This is a genomic window from Curtobacterium sp. C1, from assembly GCF_021049325.1.
GTDB classification, from domain to species: domain Bacteria; phylum Actinomycetota; class Actinomycetes; order Actinomycetales; family Microbacteriaceae; genus Curtobacterium; species Curtobacterium citreum.
Window position 1 is genome coordinate 2,066,454 of the sequence record NZ_CP088076.1, and the last position, 24,149, is coordinate 2,090,602.

Sequence of the window (24,149 nt, forward strand, 5' to 3'; positions counted from 1 at the left end):
GCCCGGTGCCGACGCCCGCCGCGGACCGCGGACAGGGCCCGAGCGTCCCGCCGGTGCCGCCGCCCCCGCCGCCCGTGCGTCGTCCCTCGGCGGCGACGCCGACCGCTGTCGCACCGAGCGGTGCGGAACAGCCGCGCTACGAACCGCGCGTGTCCGCTCCGGGTGAGGACCTCCCCGGGGCACCCGAGGTCTCCCCCGAAGCTCCGGACCGCGGCGTTCCCGAGTCCGCGACGCTCGGCGGACAGGCCACCGCTCCGTCCGGGTCCCAGGAGCCGACAGCGGCGAGCACCACCGCGACGACGAGCACCGCGCCGACCCCGAGCACCGACTCCGGTGCGCCGTCGCCCGACGGACCGCGGCCCGCCCCGGTCGAGGACTGGCTCCGGCAGCAGGTCGCCGAGGGCCGCTGGTCCCGCCCGCACGACGTGCTCGGGCCGCACCCGGTCGACGGTGGGACGAGCGTCCGGGTCGTCCGACACCTCGCATCGTCGGTCCGGATCGTCCGCCCCGACGGCGACGACGTCGAACTCACCCACGAGGGCGACGGCATGTGGGCCGGCGCGACGCCCGGCACCCTCGGCCGCTACCGGGTCGAGGCCGACTACGACTTCGACGAGTCCACGGACGCCGACGACGCGACCTGGACCACGGACGACGCCTACCGCTTCGCGCCGACCATCGGTGAGCTCGACCTCCACCTGTTCGGCGAGGGCCGCGACGAGCAGCTCTGGCACCACCTCGGCGCCCACGTCACCACGGTCGACGGCGTCGACGGCGTGGCCTTCACGGTCTGGGCGCCCCGTGCCACGGCCGTCCGGGTGATCGGCGACTTCGAGGGCTGGGAGGGTCGCACCACCGCGATGCGCCGCCTCGGCGACCTCGGTGTGTGGGAGCTCTTCTGGCCGGGCGCCCTGGTCGGGCAGCGGTACAAGTTCCAGATCCTGACCGACTCCGGCTGGGTCGAGCGGGCGGACCCCTTCGCCCGTCGGACCGAGGTGCCGCCGGCGACCGCCTCCGTGATCACCGCATCTGACTACACGTGGTCCGAGGGCGACACCGCCTGGATGGAACGCCGCGCGCAGAGCACCACGCACGACGCCCCGATGAGCGTGTACGAGGTGCACCTCGGCTCCTGGCGTCCGGGGCTGTCCTACCGCGAGGTCGCCGACCAGCTGATCGGGCACGTGCAGCACCTCGGGTTCACGCACGTCGAGTTCCTCCCCCTCGCCGAGCACCCCTTCGGCGGTTCGTGGGGCTACCAGGTCACCGGGTACTACGCCCCGACCGCCCGGTTCGGAACGCCGGACGACCTCCGCTACCTGATCGACCGACTGCACTCCGCGGGCATCGGCGTGATCATGGACTGGGTCCCAGGCCACTTTCCCAAGGACGAGTGGGCGCTGGCGAAGTTCGACGGGTACGCCCTGTTCGAGCACCCCGATCCCCGACGCGGCGAGCAGCTCGACTGGGGCACCTACGTGTTCGACTTCGGGCAGCCGCAGGTGCGGAACTTCCTGGTCGCGAACGCGCTGTACTGGCTCGAGGAGTTCCACATCGACGGTCTGCGCGTGGACGCCGTCGCGTCGATGCTGTACCTCGACTACTCCCGTACCGAGTGGCTGCCGAACGTGCACGGGGGCCGCGAGAACCTCGAGGCGATCTCCTTCCTGCAGGAGACGAACGCCACTGCGTACAAGCGCTACCCCGGCATCGTCATGATCGCCGAGGAGAGCACCTCGTGGCCGGGCGTGACCCAGCCGACGAGCGCCGGCGGTCTGGGTTTCGGCCAGAAGTGGAACATGGGGTGGATGCACGACTCCCTCGAGTACATCGAGCGCGAGCCGGTCCACCGCAGCTACCACCACGACGAGATCACGTTCTCGCTCGTGTACGCGTTCAGCGAGCAGTTCACGCTGCCGATCAGCCACGACGAGGTCGTGCACGGCAAGGGCTCGCTCTTCGGCAAGATGCCCGGCGACGAGTGGCAGAAGCTCGCGAACGTCCGCGCCTACCTGGCCTACATGTGGGCGCACCCCGGCAAGCAGCTGCTCTTCATGGGCCAGGAGTTCGCGCAGCCGTCCGAGTGGTCCGAGGCCCGCGGCCTCGACTGGTGGCTCCTCGACGACCCGGGGCACCTCGGCGTCCAGGACCTCGTCGCCTCGCTCAACCGCGTGTACAAGGACACGCCGGCGCTGTGGACGCACGACTCCTCGCCCGAGGGCTTCGAGTGGATCGAGGGCGGCGACGCCCCGCACTCCACACTCGGGTTCCTGCGCAAGGACGGCGACGACCGACTGGCCGTGTTCGTGAACTTCTCGGGCGTGCCCGTGGCGCGGCGCTTCGGCCTGCCGTCGGCCGGCCAGTGGGACGAGGTGCTCAACACCGACGCCGTCGAGTACGGCGGGTCCGGGGTCGGCAACCTCGGCTCGGTCACCGCGGACGAGACCCCGTGGGCGGGCCGCCCCGCCTCGGCACACTTCGTGGTGCCGCCGCTCGGTGCGGTCTGGTTGCGCCTGGCTCGCTGACGCGACCCCCTGACGGACGGGAGGCGCGGTGCCGGCTGGCACCGCGCCTCCCGTCCGTCACGTGGTGCGCACCCGTGCGACGGCATCGGCCCCACCAGATGGTCCCGCAGCGGCGAGACGGTCCCGGAACGCCGAGACGCCGCCGGATCCGGCGGCGTCTCGGCGGATCGGCGGCGTCTCGGCGACGTCGCGCGAGGACCGCGCGCTAGTACAGCGCGTTCGCGAGCCGACGACGCGCCACGACGACCCGCGGGTCGTCCACACCGACGAGCTCGAAGTACTCCACGAGTCGGACGCGAAGCGCCTCGCGCTCGGCACCGAACACGGTGGGGACGAGGTCGAGCAGGCGCCCGAAGGCGTCCTCGACGTGCCCGCCGCTGACGTCCAGGTCGGCCACGGCGAGCTGCGCCTCGACGTCCTGGGGCGCAGCGGCAGCAGCGCTCCGGACCTCGTCCGCTGTGCGGCCGGAGAGCCGGTCGAGCAGCGACACCTGCGCGAGACCGGCGACGGCCATCTGGTCGTTCGGGTCCTGCGCGATCGCGGTCTTGTACTCCTGCACGGCGGCGGCGTAGTCACCGCGCTCGATCGCGTCGTAGGCGGCCTGGTGGTGCGGCGGCAGCGGCTCCGGCTCGGGTTCACCCTGCGGCTCCGCGGCGACGTCTCCGGACTGGCCGTCGACGCGCACACGCCCGGTCACGCCGTTCTGCTCGGCGGCGGCGACGACCTGCTCGAAGACGTCGCGGACCTGCGCCTCGGGAAGCGCCCCGACGAAGAGCCCGAGCGGGCGCCCGCCGATGACCGCCGCGACGGTCGGGATGGACTGCGCCTGGAACGCCTGGACGAGCTGCGGGTTGGTGTCCGCGTCGACCTTGGCGAGCACGACACGACCGTCGTACTCGGCGGTGAGCTGCTCGAGGATCGGTGAGAGCTGCTTGCACGGCCCGCACCACTCGGCCCAGATGTCGACGATCACCGGGACGACCGAGGACAGCTCGAGCACGTCCTGGAACGTCTGGTCGGTGACGTCGAGCACGAGCGACGGGACGGCCGGCTCGGTCGTCGACGGCACTGCACCTGCGGTCGCGCCCTGCGGTGCCCCCGGAGCGGGGGCGGCCGGGGCGGTTGGGGCTGCCGGACGCTGGGCCCGGTCGACGAGCGACGACAGGTCGACGGCTCCGCGGAGACCGGACGGGGTCGGGGGGACGTTGGTCATTGCACCTCACTCGCTGCGGTCAGGCCCTGCGTGAACCCGAGCAGGACCACCTTGTCATCACTTCCGACGGGCGGCACGGAGAAGAGCAGCTGCACGCTGTACGTGGCGCTGATTCCCTTCGTGCTGGAGTCGACGCCCGACAGCGCCTTGACGGCACCCTCGGTGTTCACCTCGGCACCGGCTGCGGTCGGCGTGACCTTCTCGATCTCGTCCAGGTCGGCGGACACGAGCGCACCGGCACCGTCGGTCGCGATGGCGATCGCGCTGTCGTCGGGGACCTGGGACGAGTACTCGATCTTCGCGGTGTCCGGCAGCGATTCGGACTTCTTGTCCTTGTACGCCTTGCCGATGGTCGACCGCAGGCCGTCGCCGTCGGACTCGAACAGCGACGCCGACGAGCTCTCGCTGTCCTTCGACAGCACGTCACCGTAGGCGGCGGCGATGTCGTCCGGCGCGATGCGGAGCAGCTTCGTGTTGCCGGCGAGCTGCGCGGCACCGAGGGACGTCGGCGCGAGGCTCGGCACCTGCGCCGCGGCCTCGAGCGACACGTCGTACGCGACCTTGTACTCGTCGCGTGCGCTCGCCTGGACCATCGTGAGCGCCTGCGGGGCGGTCTTCGCGGTGCAGTCCTCGGCCACGATCGCGAACACCGTGCGCGGCCAGGTGTCCGTCTGCTGCGGGAGCGCGACGCACACCTGCTGCGCGGAGATCGCCGGCGGGGCCGCTGCCTTGTCGTCCTTCGCGCGGATGGCGTAGTTGGCCTTCCGGAAGTCGAGCGCGGCACCCGTGAAGCGCGACTCGAGGAGCGACGCGTCCTTGGCTTCGTCGGCCTTCTGTGCCACCTCGGCGACGCGCTGCACGATCTTCTGGATCTGCTGCTTCGACGCTGCCGTCGGCTCGTCCTGCTCGGCACCCGCGGTCGCCGATGCGGTCGGCGTGGCGGTCACGTCCGCGGAACCGCCCTGCGGCCAGTAGTCGGACGAACAGCCGGCGAGCCCGAGCGCGCCGACGAGCACGATCGGTACGGCGATGAGCGGACGGCGCCCACGACGACCGCGGCTCGGCACCTGGGCACCCGCTGCGGCGGCCCGGCGGGACGCGCGCACCCGGGGCGGCCTCGTCCCACCGCTGCGACGACGCGGACCGCGCCCCCGACGCTGGTGCAGGAACGCCCAGACGAGCAGCGCGACGCCGCCGACGAGGAACAGGCCGCCCGCGACGAGCAGTGGGCCGACCGACGGGGTCGCGGTGTCCCGCGGCCAGGTCACGGACACGTCGGTCGGTGCGGCGTCCTTCCCGTTGCCGAGGACCACGAGCGACACGTCCGACGGCAGCCGCACGGTGAACTGCCCCGCACCGGGCCACTCCTGGTACCAGAGGTCGCTGCCCGACGGGTCCGGGACGCTCGAGGCACTGCCGGTCGTCTTGCCGACCAGGCGGTCCTGCTCGGCGTCGAACCGGAGCGTGGTGTGCTTCGCGTCACCGATCCAGGCCTGCACGTCGCTCGTCTTGCCGTAGGCGGCGAAGACGTCGCCGGAGCCGGAGACGTTGATGCGCTGGTACCCGGGGTTGGCGTTGAGCGTCGACCCCGGGATGACCGTCACCGGGGCGGATGCCTTGCTCGTCGACTGCGCGACGAGCGAGGACGGTGGCGCGAAGACGGTTCGCTGGCCGACAGCGAGCCCGACGAGCAGCAGACCGATGACGAAACTGACGATCGCCAGGACGAATCGCACGGATCTTCTCCCTACCGCGCCGGGGTGGGGGATGTCGGCGCGCGAATCAGCGCTCCAGGATAGCGAGCGACCCTGGACATCGCATCCCTGCTCGCTGAGCCGGACGCTCACGGGCCGCCCACCTCGAGCGCGCACCGCACACCGCGCCGGTCGGGAGCCGGCGGCGAGCCCGGCTCAGCCCCGCCGGTGGCGCCGCCACTACAATCGTCCGCGGGCCAAGGGCTGGCCCTCCGCCGACCCCCAGGAGCAACACGTGGCGAACGACGAGGCCGAGTTCGGGACCGAGCTGCGCGGGTACCGCCGCGACGACGTGGACCGGGCCCTGGGCGACCTGCGCCGGGAGCTCATCAAGTCGAACAACGACCGCGCCGAGGCCGCGAAGGAGATCCGTCTCCTGCAGACCCGCGTCTCCGACCTGCAGGGCGAGCTCGACGAGGCCGGGACCCCGACCTACAGCGGACTCGGCACGCGCCTCGAGTCGACGCTCCGGGTCGCCGAGGAGCAGTCGACGCGCCTCATCAGCCAGGCCGACATCGACGCGCAGCGCCTGCGTGCCGCGAGCCGGAACGAGGCCGACCGCCTGCTCCGCGAGGCCCGGCAAGAGGCCTCCGAGACGCTCGAGGACGCCAGGAGCCGCGCCACCGACGAACTGTCCCGCGCCCGCGCCGAGTCCGCCGACACCATCGAGCGTGCCCGCGCCGAGGCCGGCCTGCTCACGCAGGACGCCCGCAACGAGGCCGCCGCGATCCGGGGCGCCGCCGTCACCGAGGCCGCCGAGGTCCGCTCGGTCGCCATCCGCGAGACGAACGCCCTGCGTGCCCGCGTCGAGCACGAGGTCGCCGAGCTCCGCGAGACCGCGCAGCGCGACGCCGCGCAGGCCCGCGCCGCGGCCGAGGAACTGGACCGCGAGACCGAGCACCGCCGCAGCGTGTTCGAGGCGGAGCACACCCGTCGCACGGCCGACCTCGAGCGCGAGGAGACCGACCGGCGCACGGCCCTCGACCGCGAGGTCACCGAGGGTCGCACGGCCTGGCACCGCGAGCGCGACGAGCAGCAGCGCGAACACGCCCTGGCGCTCGAGGAGGGCCGCGCCGCCCTCGAGTCGGAGACCGCGACCCGCCGCGCCGACCTGGACGCCGAGCTCGGGGAACGTCGACGCGTGCACGACGAGGAGCTCGCCGCCGCCCGTGCCGGTTGGGAGCGCGAGCTCGCCGGTGCCCGAGCGGCGCTGGAGCAGGAGGCCGAGGCCCTCCGCGCCCAGCTGCGCGTCGACGAGGAGCAGACCCGCGTCGAGAACGCCCGCCTCGTGCAGGAGACCTCCGACCGCATCGCCGACGAGCTGCAGCAGCACAGCGCTCGCATCGCGCGGGAGCGCGCCGAGGCCGACGCCGCCGCGGAGCGCGCCGCCCGTGAGCACGCCGACGAGCTCGCCGCCCGCCGGGAGCGCGAGCACGCCGAACTGGACGCCGAGGTCGCCGACCGTCGCCGCGCCGAGCTCACCGACCTCGAAGCCGAGCGCGCCGCCCTCCAGCAGGAGGTCGAGACGATGCGCGCGGTCCTCGCCAAGGAGCGCGACGAGGTCCGCTCCGAGATCGCCCGCGAGCGTGAAGAGGCCCGCACGGCGCTCGAGTCGGAGCTCGCCGCCCGCCGCGACGACGCCGAGCAGGAGTACCTGCAGAAGCACCACGAGACGGTCACCGAGACGCAGAAGTACCTGGACGAGGCGAACCTGCAGCTCGCCGAGGCGACCCGCCGAGCAACCGAGGCCCGCGAACGCGCCGAGCGCCTGCAGCAGGAGGCCGACGACCTCGAGCGCTCCAGCACGGCCGACGCGCAGGAGCACGCCCGGACGATCGTCGCCGACGCCCAGCAGCGCGTGCACCGCATGGTCGCCGACGCCGAGGAGCGCACCGCCGCGATCGAGGCCGAGGCCGAGGACCGCCTGGCGGCGATCCGGACCGAGCGCGATGCCGTCGCCGGCTACCTCGAGAACCTGCGTGGCGTGCTGACGCACGCCACCGGACTGCTCGGTTCCGGCGCACCGGACGCCGGTCGCGACACGGACGCGGACACGGACACCGCGACGGACGTCACCACCCGCTGACGGTGACCCGGTCTGGAGGCGCGACCCGCGCCTCCAAACCGGGCCTCGTCGTCGGGACGGCCGGGTGGGCCGTCAGGCGGAACGGACCGGCAGGCCGGTGTGCGTCGGCAGCGGTGCGCTGCCGGGCACGACGAGGTCGGCGATCGTGTCGAGCACGATCCGCACGTACCGCTCCCCCACCCACAGGTGCTTCGCGCCCTCGATCGGCACGACCCGGACGTTCGGCGCAGGAGCGAAGCGACGCGCGGCCTCGTCCGGGCGCAGGAAGTCGTCGTGCTCCGGGACGAGCGCGACCACGGGCACGTCGACGGACGCCCAGCGTGCGAGTTCCTCGTCCGAGGTGCGGTGCAGGGGCGGCGACAGCAGGACCACCCCGGCGACGGTGCCGGCCGCGACGTGCTCGAGCGCGTGCTTGAGGACGACCTCGGTGCCGAAGGACCACCCGACGAGCCACGGCGTGGGGAGCCCGCGCGCGGTGACCTCGCGGACGGCGGCGCGCAGGTCGAAGCCCTCGGAGACACCGTCGCCGAAGGCGCCCTCGGACGTCCCGCGTGGCGAGGAGACCGACCGGAAGTTGAACCGCAGGACCGCGATGTCGGCGAGTTCCGGCAAGCGGGCCGCGGCCTTCTTCAGGACGTGCGAGTCCATGAACCCCTGCGCCGTGGGCAGCGGGTGCAGGGTGACGATCGTGCCGCGAGCGGGGCGTCCCAGCGGTTCGGCGAGCTCACCGACGAGCGTCAGGTGGTCGTCCGTGTACAGCTCGACGTCGGTCCGCTGTGCCGGCAGTTCGGTGTTCGAGCGGATCTCGGTGCTCATGCGATGCTCCAGCAGTGGTTGTGCCAATGGCGGCGCGACGCCAGGTCGGCCTCGTCACCGAGGACACCGTCGGCGCGCCAGACGACCACGTGCGCGGTGCCGGGCAGGACGGTGCCGCCGCAGCCCGGGCAGACGTACTCCTTCTGCGCGGACGCCGCCGAGACGGGCTGCACGGTGAACGTACGGCCACGCCGGACCTCGGTCCGCTTCCAGGACGACATGAGCCGGTCGAAGCCCGTGGGTTCGTCCTCGGGCTCGGGTCCGTGACCGCGGGGACGCCGCGGTCGGTTGCTGCGCGGCACCCCCGGCGCCGATCAGTACCAGTTGTAGGACTGGCTGTGGCCCCAGGCGCCGCACGGGGTGCCGTACACGCCCGAGATGTAGTTGAGACCCCAGGTGATCTGCGTCGCCGGGTTCGTCTGCCAGTCGGCGCCGACCGTGCCCATCTTGCTGCCGGGGAGCGCCTGCGGGATGCCGTACGCACCGCTCGGGTTGTAGGCGTTCACCCGCCAGCCGGACTCCTTGTTCCAGAGCAGCACGAGGCAGTTGAACTGGTCGGAGCCCCAGCCGCGGGCCGCGACCATCTCCTGGGCGATGGCCTGCGCGCTGCCGGGGTTCGGCGTGGCGGCCTGGGCTGCGATGGTGTTCGTCGCGGTGACCTTCTTGGTGGCCGTCGTGTCCGCGGTGTCGTCGGTCTCGGTCGCCGGCGGGGCGGTCACCTTCGGCGCGGGGACCGTGACGCCGTAGCCGTCGCGGGAGACTTCGAAGTCGCCGTAGGTGCCGTGCGCGGTGTACTGCTGCGGTTCCACCGGGGCCTTGACGAGCACGGGTGCCGAGACAGCCGCCTGCGCCACGTCCGGCTGCATCGGGTTGAAGAGCGAGCCGCCCACGAAGCCGAACACGGCGAAGAACGAGAGCGCGGGGATCGTCGCGCGCTTGCGCATGAACGTGTTCACGCTGCGGGCGGGCTTCGGTGCGGCGGCGACCGCTCGGCGCTGCTGCACGGCACGGCGCTGCTTGACGACTCGCGGGTCGGCCGGCGTCCGCGGGACCGCGGCGTCGAACGTGGAGCGCGCCGGGGCGCTGACGGGTGCGGCGGGGATGGACGCCGTCGCGACCGGTGGGGCCGCGTGGAGGACCGCGTGTTCCGCCGTGCGGAGTCGTTCACGTGCCGCGCGACGCTCACCGACGACCGTGTGGTCGAGGTGCACGCTGCTGCCGCGGTCGGAGCTGAAGTCTGCCGTGTGCCTGCCCATGAGTCCGACCAGGATAACGGAATGGTCACGCAACCGGAAGCACCGGCACCCAGCGCGTCGCGGGATCGCCGGGCCCGACGGTGCGGGAGCCGTCAGCGGACGGCGAGCATGACCTCGACGACGGCGTCGAGCAGTGCGTCGACCTGCGCCTCGCGGTAGCCGCCGTGCTTCGGTCGGAAGACGATCGACCGGACCTCGGTGAGGCTCAGCGGCTTGCCGTCGCGGAAGTAGCCGGCGAGGCGCTGGGCGAAGGCGTCGACGTCCTTCGGGTGGTACCCGGTCCCGAGCGGGCTCGTGCGGGCGAAGCGCTGCCCGTCCGGACGCTCCAGGCGGGCGACGACGTCCGAGGCCTTCGAGCGGGCCTCGGCGTACCAGGCCTTCTTGCCGACGTCGGCGATCTCCCGCTCGCGCTCCCGGGCGGCGAACGCGTCCTCGAGTCGCTCGAGGGCGGCGTCGACGTGCGCCGTGGAGTACCCGCCCTTGCGCATCGAGAACGCGGTGGCGCGGATCTTCGCCGCCTCGATCCCCGGCGCCGTGTCGGCGGCCGTGTAGGCGCGGCGGGCGTCCTCGAGGAACCGGTCGACCTCGTCGACGTCGTACCCGAGGGCGCGGCGGTCTGCGGTGGGGAAGGTGGTGGCCACGGCGACATTCTGCCAGCACCCGACCCTGGCACTGGCTGGACGCGCCCCGAGCACGCCTGTCAGTGCACGACGGTCAGTGCACGACGATCAGGAACAGGACGTACGCGACGGCGGCCGAGGGCAGGATGCTGTCGATCCGGTCGAGCAGTCCCCCGTGCCCCGGCAGGAACGACGAGATGTCCTTGATGCCGAGGTCGCGCTTGATCATCGACTCGGTCAGGTCGCCGAGGGTCGCGGACCCGGAGATGAGCACGCCGAGGACGATGCCGGTCCACCACGGCAGCCCGAGCAGGAGCCACACGACGACGATCCCGACGAGGATGCTCGCCGCGACCGATCCCGCGAAGCCCTCCCAGGTCTTCTTCGGGCTGATCCGCGGCGCCATCGGGTGCTTGCCCAGGTTGAGCCCCGTGGCGTAGGCCCCGGTGTCGACCGCGACGACCACGAGGATGAACGCGATCACCCAGAGCTCACCACGGGGCTGCGCCGACAGCAGGACGATGCACGCCCCGAGGAGCGTGATGTACGCCTGGACGAACAGCCCGTTCGTCAGGTCACGGGCGACGTGCCCGGCCGGCGGCTTCTCGCGCGCGAAGGCGACCTCGACGAGCCGCCAGACCACGATGAGGACGATCCCGCCGAGCACCGCGAAGAGCGCCGCCACCTGTCCGCCGAGGAACGCCAACGGCACCATGCCGACCGCGGCCGCGACGCTCGGGATCCGCGGCACGTCGCGCCCCGCGAACCGCATGGCGCTCGCGAGCTCGTACACGGCGACACCGAGCAGGAACGCGGCGACGACCATGAACGCCGGCTTCCAGATGAGGAGCGCGGCGAGCATGACGACCGCGAAGGCCAGCGCGATGCCGATCGCCGCCGGCAGGTTCCGTCCGGTGCGCGCCGTCAGCGCCTCGTTGCGCGCGCCGAACTCCGCCTTGCGCTGCTTGAGCTGCGCTTCGAAGTCGGCGCGCGCCGCGCGGGCACGGGCGTCGAAGTCCTGTCGGAGCCCCTTCTTCGCGGACGGGCGCGGTTGCGTGGGGCGGTCGCCGCCCGGGTCGGGGAGACGCATCAGACCTCGAGGAGTTCGGCTTCCTTCTTCTTCAGCGCGTCGTCGATCTGGTCGACGTGCTTCTTCGTCAGGGTCTCGAGGTCCTTGTCGGCGCGGGCGATCTCGTCGTCGGAGATCTCGCCCTTCAGCGCGTCCAGGTCGTCCTTGGCGCGACGACGGATGTTCCGGACGACGACCTTGTGGTCCTCGCCCTTGCCGCGCACGAGCTTCACGAACTCCTTGCGGCGGTCCTGGGTGAGTTCCGGGATCGTCACGCGGACGATCTCGCCGTCGTTCGACGGGCTGGCGCCGAGGTTCGGGAACGTCGCGATGGCGCGTTCGATCTCCTTGAGCGCGGACTTGTCGTACGGCGTGACGACGAGCGTGCGGGCCTCGGGCGTCTGCATGGACGCCAGCTGCGCGAGCGGCGTCGGCGTGCCGTAGTAGTCGACCGGGATCTTCTGGAAGAGCGCGGGGTTGATGCGTCCGGTGCGGACGGTCGCGAAGTCGTCCTTGGCGACGTCGACGGCCTTCGCCATCTTCTCGGTGGCTTCGGTCAGGACATCACTGATCACGGTGGTTCTCCTTCGGTACTGCTGTCGAGTCTAGTCAGCGGCCGGGGTCAGTTGCTGACCACCGTGCCGATCCGCTCCCCGCGGATCGCGGCGGCCACGTTGCCCTCGCCTTCCATGCCGAACACGTGCATCGGCATGCCGTTGTCCATGCAGAGCGAGAACGCGGTGGCGTCCACGACCTTGAGGCCCTGGAGCAGCGCGTCCTGGTACGTCACGTGGTGGAGCTTCTCGGCCGTGGCGTCCTTCTTCGGGTCCGCCGTGTAGACGCCGTCGACGCCGTTCTTCGCGACGAGGACCTCGTGTGCGTCGATCTCGAGCGCACGCTGCGCGGCGACCGTGTCGGTGGAGAAGTACGGCAGACCGGCACCGGCACCGAAGATCACGATGCGGCCCTTCTCGAGGTGACGCTCCGCGCGGCGCGGGATGTAGGGTTCCGCGACCTGGGTCATGCTGATCGCGGACTGCACGCGCGTGGCCGCCCCGGCCTGCTCGAGGAAGTCCTGCAGCGCGAGGGCGTTCATCACCGTGCCGAGCATGCCCATGTAGTCGGCGCGACCGCGGTCCATGCCGCGCTGCGAGAGCTCGGCGCCGCGGAAGAAGTTCCCGCCGCCGACCACGATCGCGACCTCGACGTCCTGCGCGGCCGCGGCGATCTCCTTGGCGATGGTGCTGATGACGTCCGGGTTCACCCCGAGGGACCCGGCCCCGAACGCCTCCCCCGACAGCTTCAGCAGGACCCGGCGGCGTCCGGTCTTCTCGTTCGTCATGTGGCGCACCCTTCGTCGAATGTCTCGTGGGAATCTACCCGGCCGGAGCCGGTCCGGCGGAGGAGGTCGTGCCTCCGTACCGGTTCCGCGCGTGTCGCAGCGCGCGCAGAAACGGGGCCCGGAACCGATGTGGTTCCGAGCCCCGTCACGGGTTCGCTACGCGCCGACCTTGACGCGGGCGAAGCCCTGGATCGTGATGCCGGCGTTCTCGGCGGCCTTCGCGACGGACAGCTTGTTGTCCTTCGCGTAGTCCTGCTCGAGGAGCGCGACCTGCTTGCGGTAGGCGTTGAGGCGACCCTCGACGATCTTCGGCAGGGCGGCCTCCGGCTTGCCCTCCTCGCGCGTGATCGCCTCGACGGTCGCGCGCTCCTTCTCGATCGCCTCGGCCGGGATCTCGTCGCGGGTCAGGTACGTCGGGTTCGCGAACGCGACGTGCTGGGCGATCGAGCGGGCCTCGGCCGCGTCGGAGCCCGAGTAGGCGATGACGACGGCGATCTGCGGGGGCAGGTCCTGGCTGGTCTTGTGCAGGTAGACCTCGAAGGCGTCGCCCTCGACCCGGACGACCGTGCGGAGCGCGAGCTTCTCGCCCAGCGCAGCGGCGGCCTCGTCGATCGCCTCGGCGACCGTCTTGCCCTCGAGCGGCGCGGCGTTGCCGGCCTCGACGTCGGATGCGCCTGCAGCAGCGACCGCGGAGACGACCTTGTCGGCGAGGGTGGTGAACTTCTCGTTCTTCGCGACGAAGTCGGTCTCGCTGGCGAGCTCGACGACGGTGGCGGCGCCACCCTCGGTCGACGCCACGACGACGCCCTCGGAGGTCGCACGGTCGTCGCGCTTGGCGACGGCCTTCGCGCCCTTGATGCGGAGCAGCTCGACGGCCTTGTCGTAGTCGCCGTCGGCCTCGACGAGGGCGTTCTTGGCGTCCATCATGCCGGCCCCGAGGTCCTCACGGAGCTTCTTCACGTCAGCAAGGCTGTAGTTGGCCATTGGCTGGAGTCCTTTCTGGACTGGAGTTGTGGAGAGAGAAGGAAGGGGCGCCGAGCCGACCGGCCCGACGCCCCCGGATGTCACTCGGCGGGGGTGGCTTCGGCGTTCTTGTCGGCCTCGGCGATCGGCTCGCCGATCTCCTTCGCGGCAACCTGCGCGTCGGCGTCGTTCTCCTCGACCGGGGTCTCCGCGGCGGGCGCGGCCGGCGCGGCCTGCTCGCCACCGAGGAGCTCCTGCTCCCACTCGGCGAGCGGCTCGGCCTCTTCCTGGTCGCCACCGTTGTGGCGGGTCTTCAGGCCCTCGGCCGCGGCGTCGGCGACGATGCGGGTGAGGAGACCGACGGAGCGGATCGCGTCGTCGTTGCCCGGGATCGGGTACGTGATCTCGTCGGGGTCGCAGTTGGTGTCGAGGATGCCGATGACCGGGATCCCGAGCTTCTGCGCCTCGTCGACGGCGAGGTGCTCCTTCTTGGTGTCGACGATCCAGAGCGCGCTCGGGGTCCGCGTGAGGTTGCGGATACCACCGAGGGTCTTGTGGAGCTTGTCCAGCTCGCGCTTCTTGATGAGGAGCTCCTTCTTGGTGAAGCCCTTCGTCGTGTCGTCGAAGTCGATCTCCTCGAGCTCCTTCATGCGCGCGAGGCGCTTGGAGACCGTCTGGAAGTTCGTGAGGAGACCGCCGAGCCAACGCTGGTTGACGTACGGCTGGCCGACGCGGGTCGCCTGCTCGGCGATGGAGCCCTGGGCCTGCTTCTTGGTGCCCACGAAGAGGATCGTGCCACCGTGCGCGACCGTCTCCTTGACGAAGTCGTACGCGCGGTCGATGTAGGCCAGCGACTGCTGCAGGTCGATGATGTGGATGCCCGAGCGCTCGGCGAGGATGAAGCGCTTCACCTTCGGGTTCCACCGACGGGTCTGGTGTCCGAAGTGGACGCCGCTGTCGAGCAGCTGGCGGATGGTGACGACGGCCATGCCGTCCCTCCTTGTTCTCGGCGCACGGCTGTCAGGCCGTGCGCACGGTTGCGGTTGTGTCGGTCACGACCGGTGGTCGTGACCCCTGGCGCCCTGTCCGCACGGCCGCCCGCTCGTGAGAGCGGGACCGGTGGCCGAGAGACGCGAGTGGACGCGCGAAGTCAGCGCGCTCGGCGCGCTGCTGGAAGCACTCTAGCAGGTCTGGACGCACTGGAGGCGCGGTGCGGGTCGGACCCGCACCGCGCCTCCAGGACGTGGTGACGCTGGTGCGTCGTTACTTGGCGGACACCGTGTCACCCTCGGCCGTGATGCCCATCTCCTCGAGGGAGCGGCCCTTGGTCTCCGGGATCTTCGCGATCACGAAGAACAGGGAGAGCAGGGCGAACAGCGCGTAGATGCCGTAGGTCACGGTCAGGTTGAAGCCGGACAGGACCGGGAACGAGATGGTGACCAGGAAGTTCGCGACCCAGTTCGCCGCGGAACCGACGCCGAGCGCGGTCGCACGGATGCGGTTCGGGAACATCTCGCCGAGGAGCACCCACATGAGCGGCCCCCACGTCGCGCCGAAGGACACCACGAACAGGTTCGCGAAGACCAGCGCGATGATGCCCCACGAACCGGGCAGCTGCGGCGCGCCGTCCACGATGGTGGCCTGCGAGAAGGCGATCGCGACCATGGTCAGCGACACGAACATGCCCGCGGAGCCGGCGACCAGCAGCGGCTTCCGCCCGAGCTTGTCGACCGTGAAGATCGCGATGAAGGTCACCGCGACGTTCACCACCGAGGTGATCGTCGAGATGAGGAACGAGTCGCTCTCCTTGAACCCGACGGCCTGCCAGAGCGTCGTCGAGTAGTAGAAGATCACGTTGATGCCGACGAACTGCTGCAGGACGGCGAGGATGATGCCGACCCAGACGATCGGCTGCAGCCCGAAGCGGTTGCCCCGGATGGAGCCCTTCTTCTCCTTGGACTCCTTCTCGATGCCGTCCTGGATCTCCTCCAGGCTCGTGTTCACCGTGTCGCGCGGAACGATCTTGCCCATCACGTCGCGGGCGTCCTCCTTGCGGCCCTGTGCGAGCAGGAAGCGCGGGGACTCCGGGAGCGTGATCGCGAGCACGCCGTAGACCACCGAGGGGATCACGCCGACCAGGAACATCCAGCGCCACGCGGCGAGCCCGAGCACCTGCTCCGACGCACCGCCGGCGGTCACCGCGAAGATCTGGTCGGACAGCAGCGCGGCGAAGATACCGAGGGTGATCGCGAGCTGCTGGAACGACGCCAGCCGACCGCGGATCGCCTTCGGGGACACCTCGGAGATGTACGCGGGGGCGATGACCGACGCGGTGCCGATGCCGAGACCGCCGACGAGACGCCAGATCACGAGGTCCCAGGTCGCGAACGCGAAGGCGCTGCCGATCGAGCTGACGAAGAACAGCACCGCTGCCCAGAACATGACGCGGGTGCGGCCCCAGCGGTCGGCCAGGCGGCCGGCGAAGTACGCACCGAAGGCGCAGCCGATCAGGGCCGAGGCGACCGCGAAGCCGCTGGCGGCCTCGGACAGGCCGAACTCGCCCTTGATCGCGTCGACGGCTCCGTTGATGACGGAGGAGTCGAATCCGAAGAGGAAGCCACCGACCGCCGCCGCGACGGCGAACAGGGTGACCTTCCCCTTGAACGCACGGTCCTCGCCGTGCTGGGTGGACGTGTTCGACACGGTGCTCCAGGTTCTTGCCGCCGTGCTGGGTGGCGCACGGTGCCCCGGCGGTCGGCTGGTTCGCCGTCCGAGCGGCGTTGCGTGTTCCGGAGCGCCCCAGACCCTACTCCCCGTTCGGGGCGCGGGCACAACCGGGGTGCGCGGGCGGGTCGGCCCACTCCTCCACCGGACGGGAGGCGCGGCTCCCGTTCCACAGACCGCCAGCGCCGTGCGCGGATCGCGTCCGGCGCTGCGACCCTCGGTGCATGCGGTGGAGCGGGTCACTCACGGGGACGGTACTGGTCGGAGCAGCGCTGGTCGGGACGGCGCCGGTCGGGTCGGTGCCGGTCGGGTCGGTGCCGGTCGGATCGCTGCGGTCGGTCGGTGCGGCGGTGCGGGCGGCGGACGCGCAGGACGAGGCGCCGTGGGTGTGGCCGACCGGCTCACGGATCGTCGAGCGCGGGTGGGAGGCCCCGGCCGACGACTACGCACCGGGGCATCGCGGGATCGACGTCGCCGCGTCGATCGGGACGCCCGAGGTGGCGGTGGCCTCCGGCACGGTGTCGTTCGCCGGTTCGGTGGCCGGCCGCGGCGTGGTGTCGATCGACCACGGCGGCGGGCTCGTCTCCACCCTGGACTCGGTCGACCCGTCGGTCTCCACCGGGGACGCGGTTGATCAGGGCAGCACCGTCGGCACCGTCTCGGTCGGGCACTGTCCGGCGTCGGCCCCGTGCCTGCACCTCGGCGCGAGGATCGACGGTCGGTACGTCGACCCTCTGCCGTACCTGCCGGCCGCCGAGTGGCCGGTGCTGCTGCCGGACGACGCCTGGCCGGGGTGACACGAGCGGGCCGGGCGTGCTCGGGCCGGGCGTGCTCAGGCCGAGCGTGCTCGGGCCGAGCGTGCTCGGGCCGAGCGTGCTCGGGCCGAGCCTCGGCGGGCTGGTCTGCTCGGGCCGGGTCTGCTCGGGCCGGGTCTGCTCGGCGGCGGTGCCGGGTCAGGCGCGCGGGTGGGCCGTGCGGTAGACCTCCCGGAGGCGCGCCGACGAGACGTGCGTGTAGATCTGCGTCGTGCCGAGGCTCGCGTGCCCGAGCAGCTCCTGCACGGCGCGGAGGTCCGCTCCCCCGTCCAGCAGGTGCGTCGCCGCCGTGTGCCGGAAGGTGTGCGGCCCGCTCGGACCCTCCCCCGGCAGGTCCTCGAGCACACGGGCCACGATCCGGTAGACGCCACGGGTCCCGAGCCGGCCGCCCCGGTCCCCGAGGAACAGCGCACCGTCCGGTCCGGTTCCAGCGGCGGCGATGCGCGGACGCCCGGCCTCGGCAGGCGAACGCCCGGCCCCGGCCCCGGCCCCGGCCCCGGCGGACGACACCGCGGCGTCGGTGCGCGCTGCCGCTCGTGCAGCCAGCACCGGACGACCGCGGCTGGTCCAGGTCTCGAGAGCATCCCGGGCGGGCACCCCGAAGGGCACCACGCGCTCGCGGCCGCCCTTTCCGAGCACCCGCACGGTCAGCCGGGACCGGTCGACCGCGGTCAGGTCGATCCCCACCAGCTCCCCCACACGGATGGCCGTGGCGTACAGCAGTTCGACCACCGCGAGGTCGCGGAGCGCCACCGGGTCGTCGCCAGAGGCCCGACTCGCGAGCCCGTCGAGCAGCACGCGCACCTGGTCGGACCCGACGACCCGCGGCAGGTGGGCCGCGCTCTTCGGCGCCCGGAGCCGCGCCCCCGGGTCGGTCGGCAGTACCCCGGACTCGCTCGCCCACCGGGTGAACGCTCGGACAGAGGACGAGCGCCGCGCGATGGTCGACCGCGCGAGCCCCCGCTGGTCTGCCTCCCAGAGCCAGTCGCGGAGGAGCTCGAGTCCGACGCCGTCGAGGGTCGCGATGCCACGGTCGTCCGCGAAGGCCACGAGCTGCTCGAGGTCACTCGCGTACGCGCGGACCGTCTGTTCGCTGAGCCCACGGGCCGAGCGGACGTGCGTGAGGAACGCCTCCACGACCACGACGAGTCGGTCGTCCGTCTGCTCCGCCACGGCCCCAGCGTAGGCGCGGTCCCCGTCACGCCCGCGCCCACCCGCCGCCGATGTGCACCACGAGCCCCTGCAGCTCTGCGAGCGCCAGCGCGTCGGCGACCTCGGCCTGCGACATCCCCGAACGGACGACGATCTCCGGCTCGACGAGCGGACGCCGGCCGAGCGCGTCGAGGACACGGAGCACCTCGGGATCCGTCCGCGCCCCGACGAGCGGGTCGGTCCGAGCGCGGTGGCGGGCGGTCCCGGCACGGCGCGGGTCGTCGTGCTCCCGGCCGTCGGGCGAGCACGACCCCGGCGCCGGGACGTCAGCGACAGAGGTCTCCGCCACGACCGCGCGGACCGGGTCGTCCGGACGCACGACGATCTGGGCCCGCCCGTCGGCGACCAGCCGGTGACACCCCACCGACGCCGACGCCGAGAACGCCCCGGGGACCGCGAAGACCGGCCGGCCGAGCTGCGCGGCGTGGTGCGCGGTGTTCAGCGCCCCCGACCGAGCGCCCGCCTCGACCACGACGGTGGCGTCGCCCAGCGCAGCGATCAACCGGTTCCGCGCCAGGAACCGCCAGCGACTCGGCCTGGTCCCCGGCGGTGACTCCGCCAGCAGACGGCCCTGCCGGGCGACGGTCCGGAGCAGGTCGGTGTTGCCGACGGGGTAGAGCTGGTCGATGCCTCCGGCGAGCACCGCGACGGTGGTCGCCCCCGCAGCCAGGGCGACGCGGTGCGCGACGGCGTCGATCCCGTAGGCACCTCCGCTGACGACGGCACACCCCGAGTCCGCCGCGGCGGAGGTGATCTCGGCCGCCGCCTCTGCGCCCGCGACCGTGTTCGCGCGGGACCCGACGACCGCGAGCGTCGCCGGGTCGTCAGCCCGTGTGCCGATCGCCCAGAGCACGACCGGCGCGTGCGGTCCGAGGTCGTCCACCCGATCCGGCCACCCCGGAGCCCCTGGGACGAGCAGTCGCGCCCCGACCGCGAGCGCCGCACCGACCGTGTCGGCAGGACGTCGCGCCCGGAGTCGCGGTCCCCAACGTCCGACGGCCGCCCGGAGCGCCGTCCCGAGGGCGTCGGGATCGTCAGCACCCGCGACGTCGTCCTCGAGGGCGGTCCACAGGAGTCCCCGGAGTCCGGCATCCCCGGTCCCGATCGCCCCCTCGACGGCGCGGAGGGCGCGCTCCGCTCCGCACGCAGCGAGCAGCGCGCCCGCCACGCCGTCGCCGGGCTCCACGAGCGCGGACCACACCACGCGGGCCGCCGCCTCTCCGAGGTCCACCCCGTGGACCCCGGGCCCGAGGGCGGTGCCGACCAGGTCCCGCCATGCCTGCTGCCGCATCAGAGCGCACCCCTGAGCGCGAGGGCCTCGTGCACGTGGTGGGTCGCAGGCCGCTCGGCACCCTCGAGGTCGGCGAGCGTCCAGGCGAGTCGCATGGTCCGGTCCCACCCCCGCATGGTCAGCGTGCCGAGGTCGAGCGCCCGGTCGAGCGTCGCCGTCGAACCAGGCTCGGACCGCCCGGCCCCGCGGAGCCAGGCCCCGGACACCTGCGCGTTGCTCGTCCATCCCGTCCCGTCGAGCCGCGCACGTGCTCGGTCCCGCGCACCGACCACGAGCGTCCGGGCCTCGGCGCTCGTCGGTGTCCCGCCGTCCGCCGCCCGGATCGACGCCGTCGTGACACGTGGCACCCGGACCCGGATGTCCAGCCGGTCGAGCAATGGACCGGACATCCGGGCGAGGTAGCGCCGGACGGTGGACGGCGGGCACTCGCACGGCTGCGTGCCCTGTCCGGCGTTCCCGCACGGACACGGGTTCGCCGCGAGCAGGAGCTGACACCGCGCCGGGAACTCCGCCGCGCCCGCCGCCCGGTGCACCGTCACCGTGCCGGACTCGAGCGGCTGCCGGAGGGCGTCGAGCACCGCGCGCGGGAACTCCGGCGCCTCGTCGAGGAACAGCACCCCTCGGGTCGCGCGCGACACCGCGCCCGGGCGGACCGTCCCGCTGCCCCCGCCGATCAACGACACCGCGGACGCCGAGTGGTGCGGCGCCTCCCACGGCGGCCGGGTGGTCCACGAGGCCGCTCCGGCACCGGCGACCGACCGGACCGTCGCGAGCTCGAGCGCAGCCTCGTCGTCGAGGTCCGGCAGGATCCCGTGCAGGCGCTCGGCGAGCATCGTCTTCCCCGCTCCCGGAGGCCCGAGGAGCAGCGCGTGGTGGCCCCCGGCCGCCGCGGCGATCACCGCCCGTACGCCGATCGGGTTGCCGACCACGTCCGCGAGCTCCGCTGCCGGGGCGGGTGCGGCCGGGAGCTCGGGCGCGAGCACCGGGTCCACCTGCACGGGCGGCAGCAACGCTCCCCCGGCGATCGCCGCCGCGCGCAGCGAGTCCACGCCGACAACCTGCACGCCGGAGACCACGCGCGCCTCGGCCAGGTTGCCCACGGGCAGCACGACCCGCTCGATGCCGGCCTCGCGCGCGGCGAGCAGCATCGGGATGACCCCGTGCACCGGTCGCACGCGGCCGTCGAGCCCGAGCTCCCCAACGTAGGCCGTCCGCTCGGACACGTCCGGTGCCACCTCGGCGGCGGCGAGCACGGCCATCGCGATCGCCAGGTCGAACCCCGACCCGCGCTTCGGGATCGCGGCCGGGGTCAGGTTCACCGTGATCCGCCGGGCCGGGAGCGGCGACCCGGCGTTGGCCGCGGCCGCCCGCACGCGCTCCCGGGCCTCGCCGAGCGAGGTGTCCGGCAACCCGATGATGCTGAAGCCCGGCAGCTGGCTCGTGAGGTGCGCCTCGACCTCGATGCACCGCGCCCGCACCCCGAGCAGCGCGATCGCGGTCGTCCGTCCGACCCCGCTCACAGCACGCCCTCGACGTGCTCGACGCCGTGACGGTCGCCGTCGAGGTGCACCGCCACCGCGTCGATGCGGATGAACGGCGCACTCGTCTCCGGGTGCTCGCGGAACCACTGCGGCACGAGCTGCCGCAGCCGGGCGGCCTTCGCCGGCGTGATCGCCTCGAACGGGTGTCCGGCGGTCGGCCCGGTGCGGGTCTTCACCTCGACGAAGACGAGCGTGCCCCGATCCCACGCGACGACGTCGACCTCACCGGACCGACACCGCCAGTTCCGGTCGACGATCCGGTACCCCTTCGCCACCAGCCAGTCGACGGCCAGCGCTTCCCCCGTCGCTCCGATCGCCCTGCGACCTGTGTTCGTCCGTTCCACGGCGTCACCTCCGCCATTCACGATGACCGCGACTGATCACCTCGCGGCGGTCGTTCCCGGATCGGTGGAGAACACCGCGCCAGGAATGCGTTGTGGAGGAACGACGGAACCCCGGACGACACGAGGTCGTCCGGGGTTCCGGGGAGTATCAGTGCACTGGAACTCAGTGCGCTGCTGCGTAGGCTTCCTGCACCTGGGTGGAGATACGGCCGCGGCTCGAGACCTCGTACCCGTTCTCCTTGGCCCATTCGCGGATCTTCGCGAGTTCTTCCGAGTTGCCACGCTTCGGTGCCGACTTCGGTGCCGAGGCGGAGCCCGAACCGGAGCGACGGCCGGACACCTTGCGGGCGGCCGCGACGTAGTCGGAGATGGCCTCGCGGAACTTGTCGACGTTGTCGTCGGACAGGTCGATCTCGTAGTTCGAACCATCGAACGCGAATTCGACCGTGCGGCCTTCACCCGCGGCGATGGGGGAATCGTCGAGGTCGTCGACGAGCTGGACGGTGACCTTCTGTGCCATGTCTGCTCCTGTTGTCAGTGGATGTTTCCACTGCAGGTTAGCGGAATGCGCCGCCGAATGTCCGACGTGACACTGCATTTCTCCCGGAGAACATTCTCCGACAGAAAACGACGTTCACTCGTCGAGTGCGAGTTCCTTCGGCAATTCGAGTTCACGCGACGTGAGTTCCTCGACGTTCACGTCCTTGAACGTGAGCACCCGCACCGACTTCACGAACCGGTCGGAACGGTAGACGTCCCAGACCCACACGTCGCTCATCGACAACTCGAAGTAGAAGTCGTGCTCGGTGTCACGGCGCACGAGTTCGACCTCGTTCGCCAGGTAGAAACGCCGCTCGGTCTCGACCACGTAGCGGAACTGCGACACGACGTCGCGGTACTCGCGGTACAGGGCCAGTTCGACCTCGCGGTCGTAGTCGTCGAATTCGTCGTCATCCATCGCTCCGACAGTCTACGGCGACACGGGGCGACCGTCGCGCCGGCTCAGCGTCCGACGAGCTCGAGTCCGTCGAAGCCGTCGAGCGCCACCGCCGAGGCCTGGTGCAGCCAGCTCTTGCGGTGCAGTTCGTGCGCCCCGACCGCGCGGATCGCGTCGTAGTGCGCGGTCGAGCCGTAGCCCTTGTTCGAGGCCCACGCGTAGTGCGGTGCGTCCTCGTGCGCGGTCGTCATCAGGCTGTCCCGTTCGACCTTCGCCACGACCGACGCCGCGGCGACGGAGGCGCAGTCCCGGTCGGCCTTGACCCGCACGACCACGTCGAGCGGTCCCGTCGCCGGGTGCATCGTCGGCGGCACGGCGCGGGACAGCCAGTCGAACGACCCGTCGAGCACGACGACCGCGCCCTCGAGGTCGAGACCGTCCGCGACGAGCGACCCGAGCGCGGCAGCCCCGGCCTGCCCGAGCGCCGGGACGATGCCCTGCTCGTCGACGACCTGCGCCGAGGACATCCCCACCGCGGTCCGCGCCCACCGCCGGACGACGGGGACGAGTTCGGTCCGGCGGGCGGCCGACAGCAGCTTCGAGTCCGCGAGCCCCTGCGGCACGCGCCCGACGTCGAGCGTGACGGCGGCGACACCGACCGCGACCGGTCCGGCGATGGCGCCGCGACCGACCTCGTCCATGCCGATCACGGTGACGCGACCGGCCGACAGCAGCCGCTTCTCGACGCGGAGGGAGGGACGGACGGCGGTCACTCGTCCCGCTGCTCCACGCCGGCGAAGACGTCCGGGTAGTCGTCGAGCCACGTCCAGCGGCTCGTCGGCCACGAGATGACGAAGGCGCGGCCGGTCACGTCGGACAGCGGCACGAAGCCCTTCGACGGGGTGTCGCCGTTGTACCGGGAGTCCTTCGAGTCGTAGCGGTTGTCGCCCATCACCCAGATGGTGCCCTCGGGGACGGTCACCGAGAAGTTCGTGCCCGACGCGCGGGTCTCCCCCACCGGCAGTTTGAGGTACGGCTCCTTGATCGGCACGCCGTTGACCGACATCTGCCCGAGCTCGTTGCAGCAGGACACCTTGTCGCCGGGCAGACCGATCACCCGCTTGATGAGGTGGTCGTCGCTGTCCCCGGTGCCGAGTCCGACCTGCGTCAGGAGCCAGTCGATGGCCTTCGCAGGCTGCGTGTCCGGAGCGACCTTCGGCACGTCGGCGCCGCTGAGCCATCCGCCCGGGTCCTTGAAGACGACGACGTCCCCGCGCTTCAGGCTGACGACGTCCGGCACGAGCTCGTTGACGATCACCCGGTCGTTGATCTGCAGGGTGTTCTCCATCGACGCCGACGGGATGTAGAACGACCGGATCAGGAACGTCTTGACGAGGAACGAGACGAGCAGCGCGGCGACGAAGATGATGACGAGGTCGCGGAGGAAGGTGAGGACTCCGTTCGCCTTCTTCTTCTCGGTCCGCGGGCGCCGGCCCGATCCCTGCGTCGTGTCCGTCATGTCCGCTCTCGTTCACACCCGTGCGCGCCGGAGCGAGCAGGTACTGCAGTCCGGGTCGCCGGTGGACGACTTCCCGGACGACGGGAAAGGGCCCCCCGTCGATGCACAACCGTACATGGACG

The 24,149-nt window shown here is 72.1% G+C and carries 23 protein-coding genes; 3 read left to right on the plus strand and 20 right to left on the minus strand.

From position 1 onward, the window contains the following. Positions 1 to 149: 149 nt before the first annotated feature. A complete protein-coding gene (gene glgB / locus LQK89_RS09925; protein ID WP_231049004.1) occupies positions 150 to 2,525 on the plus strand; it encodes a 1,4-alpha-glucan branching protein GlgB in 2,376 nt (791 codons plus the stop codon). 205 nt (positions 2,526 to 2,730) lie between these two features. Here the strand turns inward: glgB and LQK89_RS09930 are convergent, their stop codons facing one another. Beyond that, the gene (locus tag LQK89_RS09930) at positions 2,731 to 3,738 is read right to left on the minus strand and encodes a tetratricopeptide repeat protein (protein ID WP_231049005.1); all 1,008 of its coding nucleotides are present in this window, start codon (positions 3,736 to 3,738) and stop codon (positions 2,731 to 2,733) included. Beyond that, the gene (locus LQK89_RS09935; protein WP_141861973.1) at positions 3,735 to 5,474 is read right to left on the minus strand and encodes a hypothetical protein; all 1,740 of its coding nucleotides are present in this window, start codon (positions 5,472 to 5,474) and stop codon (positions 3,735 to 3,737) included. Before LQK89_RS09935 ends, LQK89_RS09930 begins: the two co-directional genes overlap by 4 nt. A 253-nt stretch (positions 5,475 to 5,727) precedes the next feature. Between LQK89_RS09935 and LQK89_RS09940 the strand changes: the two genes are divergently transcribed. After that, complete coding sequence (locus tag LQK89_RS09940; protein WP_231049006.1) at positions 5,728 to 7,578, plus strand: hypothetical protein; 1,851 nt, start codon at positions 5,728 to 5,730, stop codon at positions 7,576 to 7,578. Positions 7,579 to 7,650: 72 nt separating this feature from the next. On the opposite strand, the gene LQK89_RS09945 is transcribed toward LQK89_RS09940, so the two are convergent. The 10 genes from LQK89_RS09945 to LQK89_RS09990 form a co-directional block, all read right to left on the minus strand. After that, a complete protein-coding gene (locus tag LQK89_RS09945) occupies positions 7,651 to 8,394 on the minus strand; it encodes an alpha/beta hydrolase (RefSeq protein WP_231049007.1) in 744 nt (247 codons plus the stop codon). Beyond that, a complete protein-coding gene (locus LQK89_RS09950; RefSeq protein WP_231049008.1) occupies positions 8,391 to 8,696 on the minus strand; it encodes a hypothetical protein in 306 nt (101 codons plus the stop codon). The genes LQK89_RS09945 and LQK89_RS09950 overlap by 4 nt, the downstream gene beginning before the upstream one ends. Positions 8,697 to 8,708: 12 nt before the next feature. After that, a complete protein-coding gene (locus tag LQK89_RS09955; protein ID WP_231049009.1) occupies positions 8,709 to 9,650 on the minus strand; it encodes a lytic transglycosylase domain-containing protein in 942 nt (313 codons plus the stop codon). A gap of 92 nt (positions 9,651 to 9,742) precedes the next feature. After that, positions 9,743 to 10,291, minus strand: coding sequence for a DivIVA domain-containing protein (locus tag LQK89_RS09960; protein ID WP_058742046.1), 549 nt, complete (start codon positions 10,289 to 10,291; stop codon positions 9,743 to 9,745). Between the two features lie 73 nt (positions 10,292 to 10,364). Then, entirely contained in the window at positions 10,365 to 11,360 is a 996-nt protein-coding gene (locus LQK89_RS09965) for a phosphatidate cytidylyltransferase (protein WP_174778100.1), read from the minus strand. After that, the gene (frr, locus tag LQK89_RS09970; RefSeq protein WP_114850068.1) at positions 11,360 to 11,914 is read right to left on the minus strand and encodes a ribosome recycling factor; all 555 of its coding nucleotides are present in this window, start codon (positions 11,912 to 11,914) and stop codon (positions 11,360 to 11,362) included. The genes LQK89_RS09965 and frr overlap by 1 nt, the downstream gene beginning before the upstream one ends. Positions 11,915 to 11,961: 47 nt before the next feature. Further along, positions 11,962 to 12,681 (minus strand): UMP kinase, encoded by a 720-nt coding sequence (pyrH, locus tag LQK89_RS09975; RefSeq protein ID WP_058742043.1) that lies wholly within the window; start codon positions 12,679 to 12,681, stop codon positions 11,962 to 11,964. A gap of 156 nt (positions 12,682 to 12,837) precedes the next feature. Further along, positions 12,838 to 13,665: a translation elongation factor Ts gene (gene tsf, locus LQK89_RS09980; RefSeq protein ID WP_231049010.1), complete on the minus strand. Its 828-nt coding sequence runs from the start codon at positions 13,663 to 13,665 to the stop codon at positions 12,838 to 12,840. A gap of 80 nt (positions 13,666 to 13,745) precedes the next feature. Then, a complete protein-coding gene (gene rpsB / locus LQK89_RS09985; RefSeq protein ID WP_058742041.1) occupies positions 13,746 to 14,633 on the minus strand; it encodes a 30S ribosomal protein S2 in 888 nt (295 codons plus the stop codon). 274 nt (positions 14,634 to 14,907) lie between these two features. Next, positions 14,908 to 16,347 (minus strand): sugar porter family MFS transporter, encoded by a 1,440-nt coding sequence (locus LQK89_RS09990; RefSeq protein ID WP_175325950.1) that lies wholly within the window; start codon positions 16,345 to 16,347, stop codon positions 14,908 to 14,910. 245 nt (positions 16,348 to 16,592) lie between these two features. Between LQK89_RS09990 and LQK89_RS09995 the strand changes: the two genes are divergently transcribed. Further along, positions 16,593 to 17,165, plus strand: a complete 573-nt coding sequence (locus tag LQK89_RS09995; RefSeq protein WP_231049011.1) for a M23 family metallopeptidase — start codon at positions 16,593 to 16,595, stop codon at positions 17,163 to 17,165. A gap of 156 nt (positions 17,166 to 17,321) precedes the next feature. Here LQK89_RS09995 and LQK89_RS10000 read toward each other — a convergent pair whose 3' ends face one another. The 8 genes from LQK89_RS10000 to lepB form a co-directional block, all read right to left on the minus strand. After that, positions 17,322 to 18,356: a tyrosine recombinase XerC gene (locus tag LQK89_RS10000; RefSeq protein ID WP_231049012.1), complete on the minus strand. Its 1,035-nt coding sequence runs from the start codon at positions 18,354 to 18,356 to the stop codon at positions 17,322 to 17,324. A gap of 25 nt (positions 18,357 to 18,381) precedes the next feature. Next, entirely contained in the window at positions 18,382 to 19,686 is a 1,305-nt protein-coding gene (dprA, locus tag LQK89_RS10005) for a DNA-processing protein DprA (protein WP_231049013.1), read from the minus strand. After that, entirely contained in the window at positions 19,686 to 21,206 is a 1,521-nt protein-coding gene (locus LQK89_RS10010) for a YifB family Mg chelatase-like AAA ATPase (RefSeq protein ID WP_231049014.1), read from the minus strand. The genes dprA and LQK89_RS10010 overlap by 1 nt, the downstream gene beginning before the upstream one ends. Beyond that, positions 21,203 to 21,571, minus strand: coding sequence for a YraN family protein (locus tag LQK89_RS10015; RefSeq protein WP_114850075.1), 369 nt, complete (start codon positions 21,569 to 21,571; stop codon positions 21,203 to 21,205). Before LQK89_RS10015 ends, LQK89_RS10010 begins: the two co-directional genes overlap by 4 nt. 163 nt (positions 21,572 to 21,734) lie before the next feature. Continuing rightward, entirely contained in the window at positions 21,735 to 22,091 is a 357-nt protein-coding gene (locus LQK89_RS10020; RefSeq protein WP_058742035.1) for a histone-like nucleoid-structuring protein Lsr2, read from the minus strand. A 114-nt stretch (positions 22,092 to 22,205) separates the two neighbouring features. Continuing rightward, positions 22,206 to 22,529 (minus strand): DUF2469 family protein, encoded by a 324-nt coding sequence (locus LQK89_RS10025; RefSeq protein WP_058742034.1) that lies wholly within the window; start codon positions 22,527 to 22,529, stop codon positions 22,206 to 22,208. A 44-nt stretch (positions 22,530 to 22,573) separates the two neighbouring features. Beyond that, positions 22,574 to 23,281 carry a ribonuclease HII gene (locus tag LQK89_RS10030; protein ID WP_231049015.1) on the minus strand — a complete coding sequence of 236 codons (708 nt, stop codon included), beginning with the start codon at positions 23,279 to 23,281 and terminating at the stop codon, positions 22,574 to 22,576. Next, positions 23,278 to 24,027 (minus strand): signal peptidase I, encoded by a 750-nt coding sequence (gene lepB, locus LQK89_RS10035; RefSeq protein WP_058742032.1) that lies wholly within the window; start codon positions 24,025 to 24,027, stop codon positions 23,278 to 23,280. Before lepB ends, LQK89_RS10030 begins: the two co-directional genes overlap by 4 nt. Positions 24,028 to 24,149 lie beyond the last annotated feature (122 nt).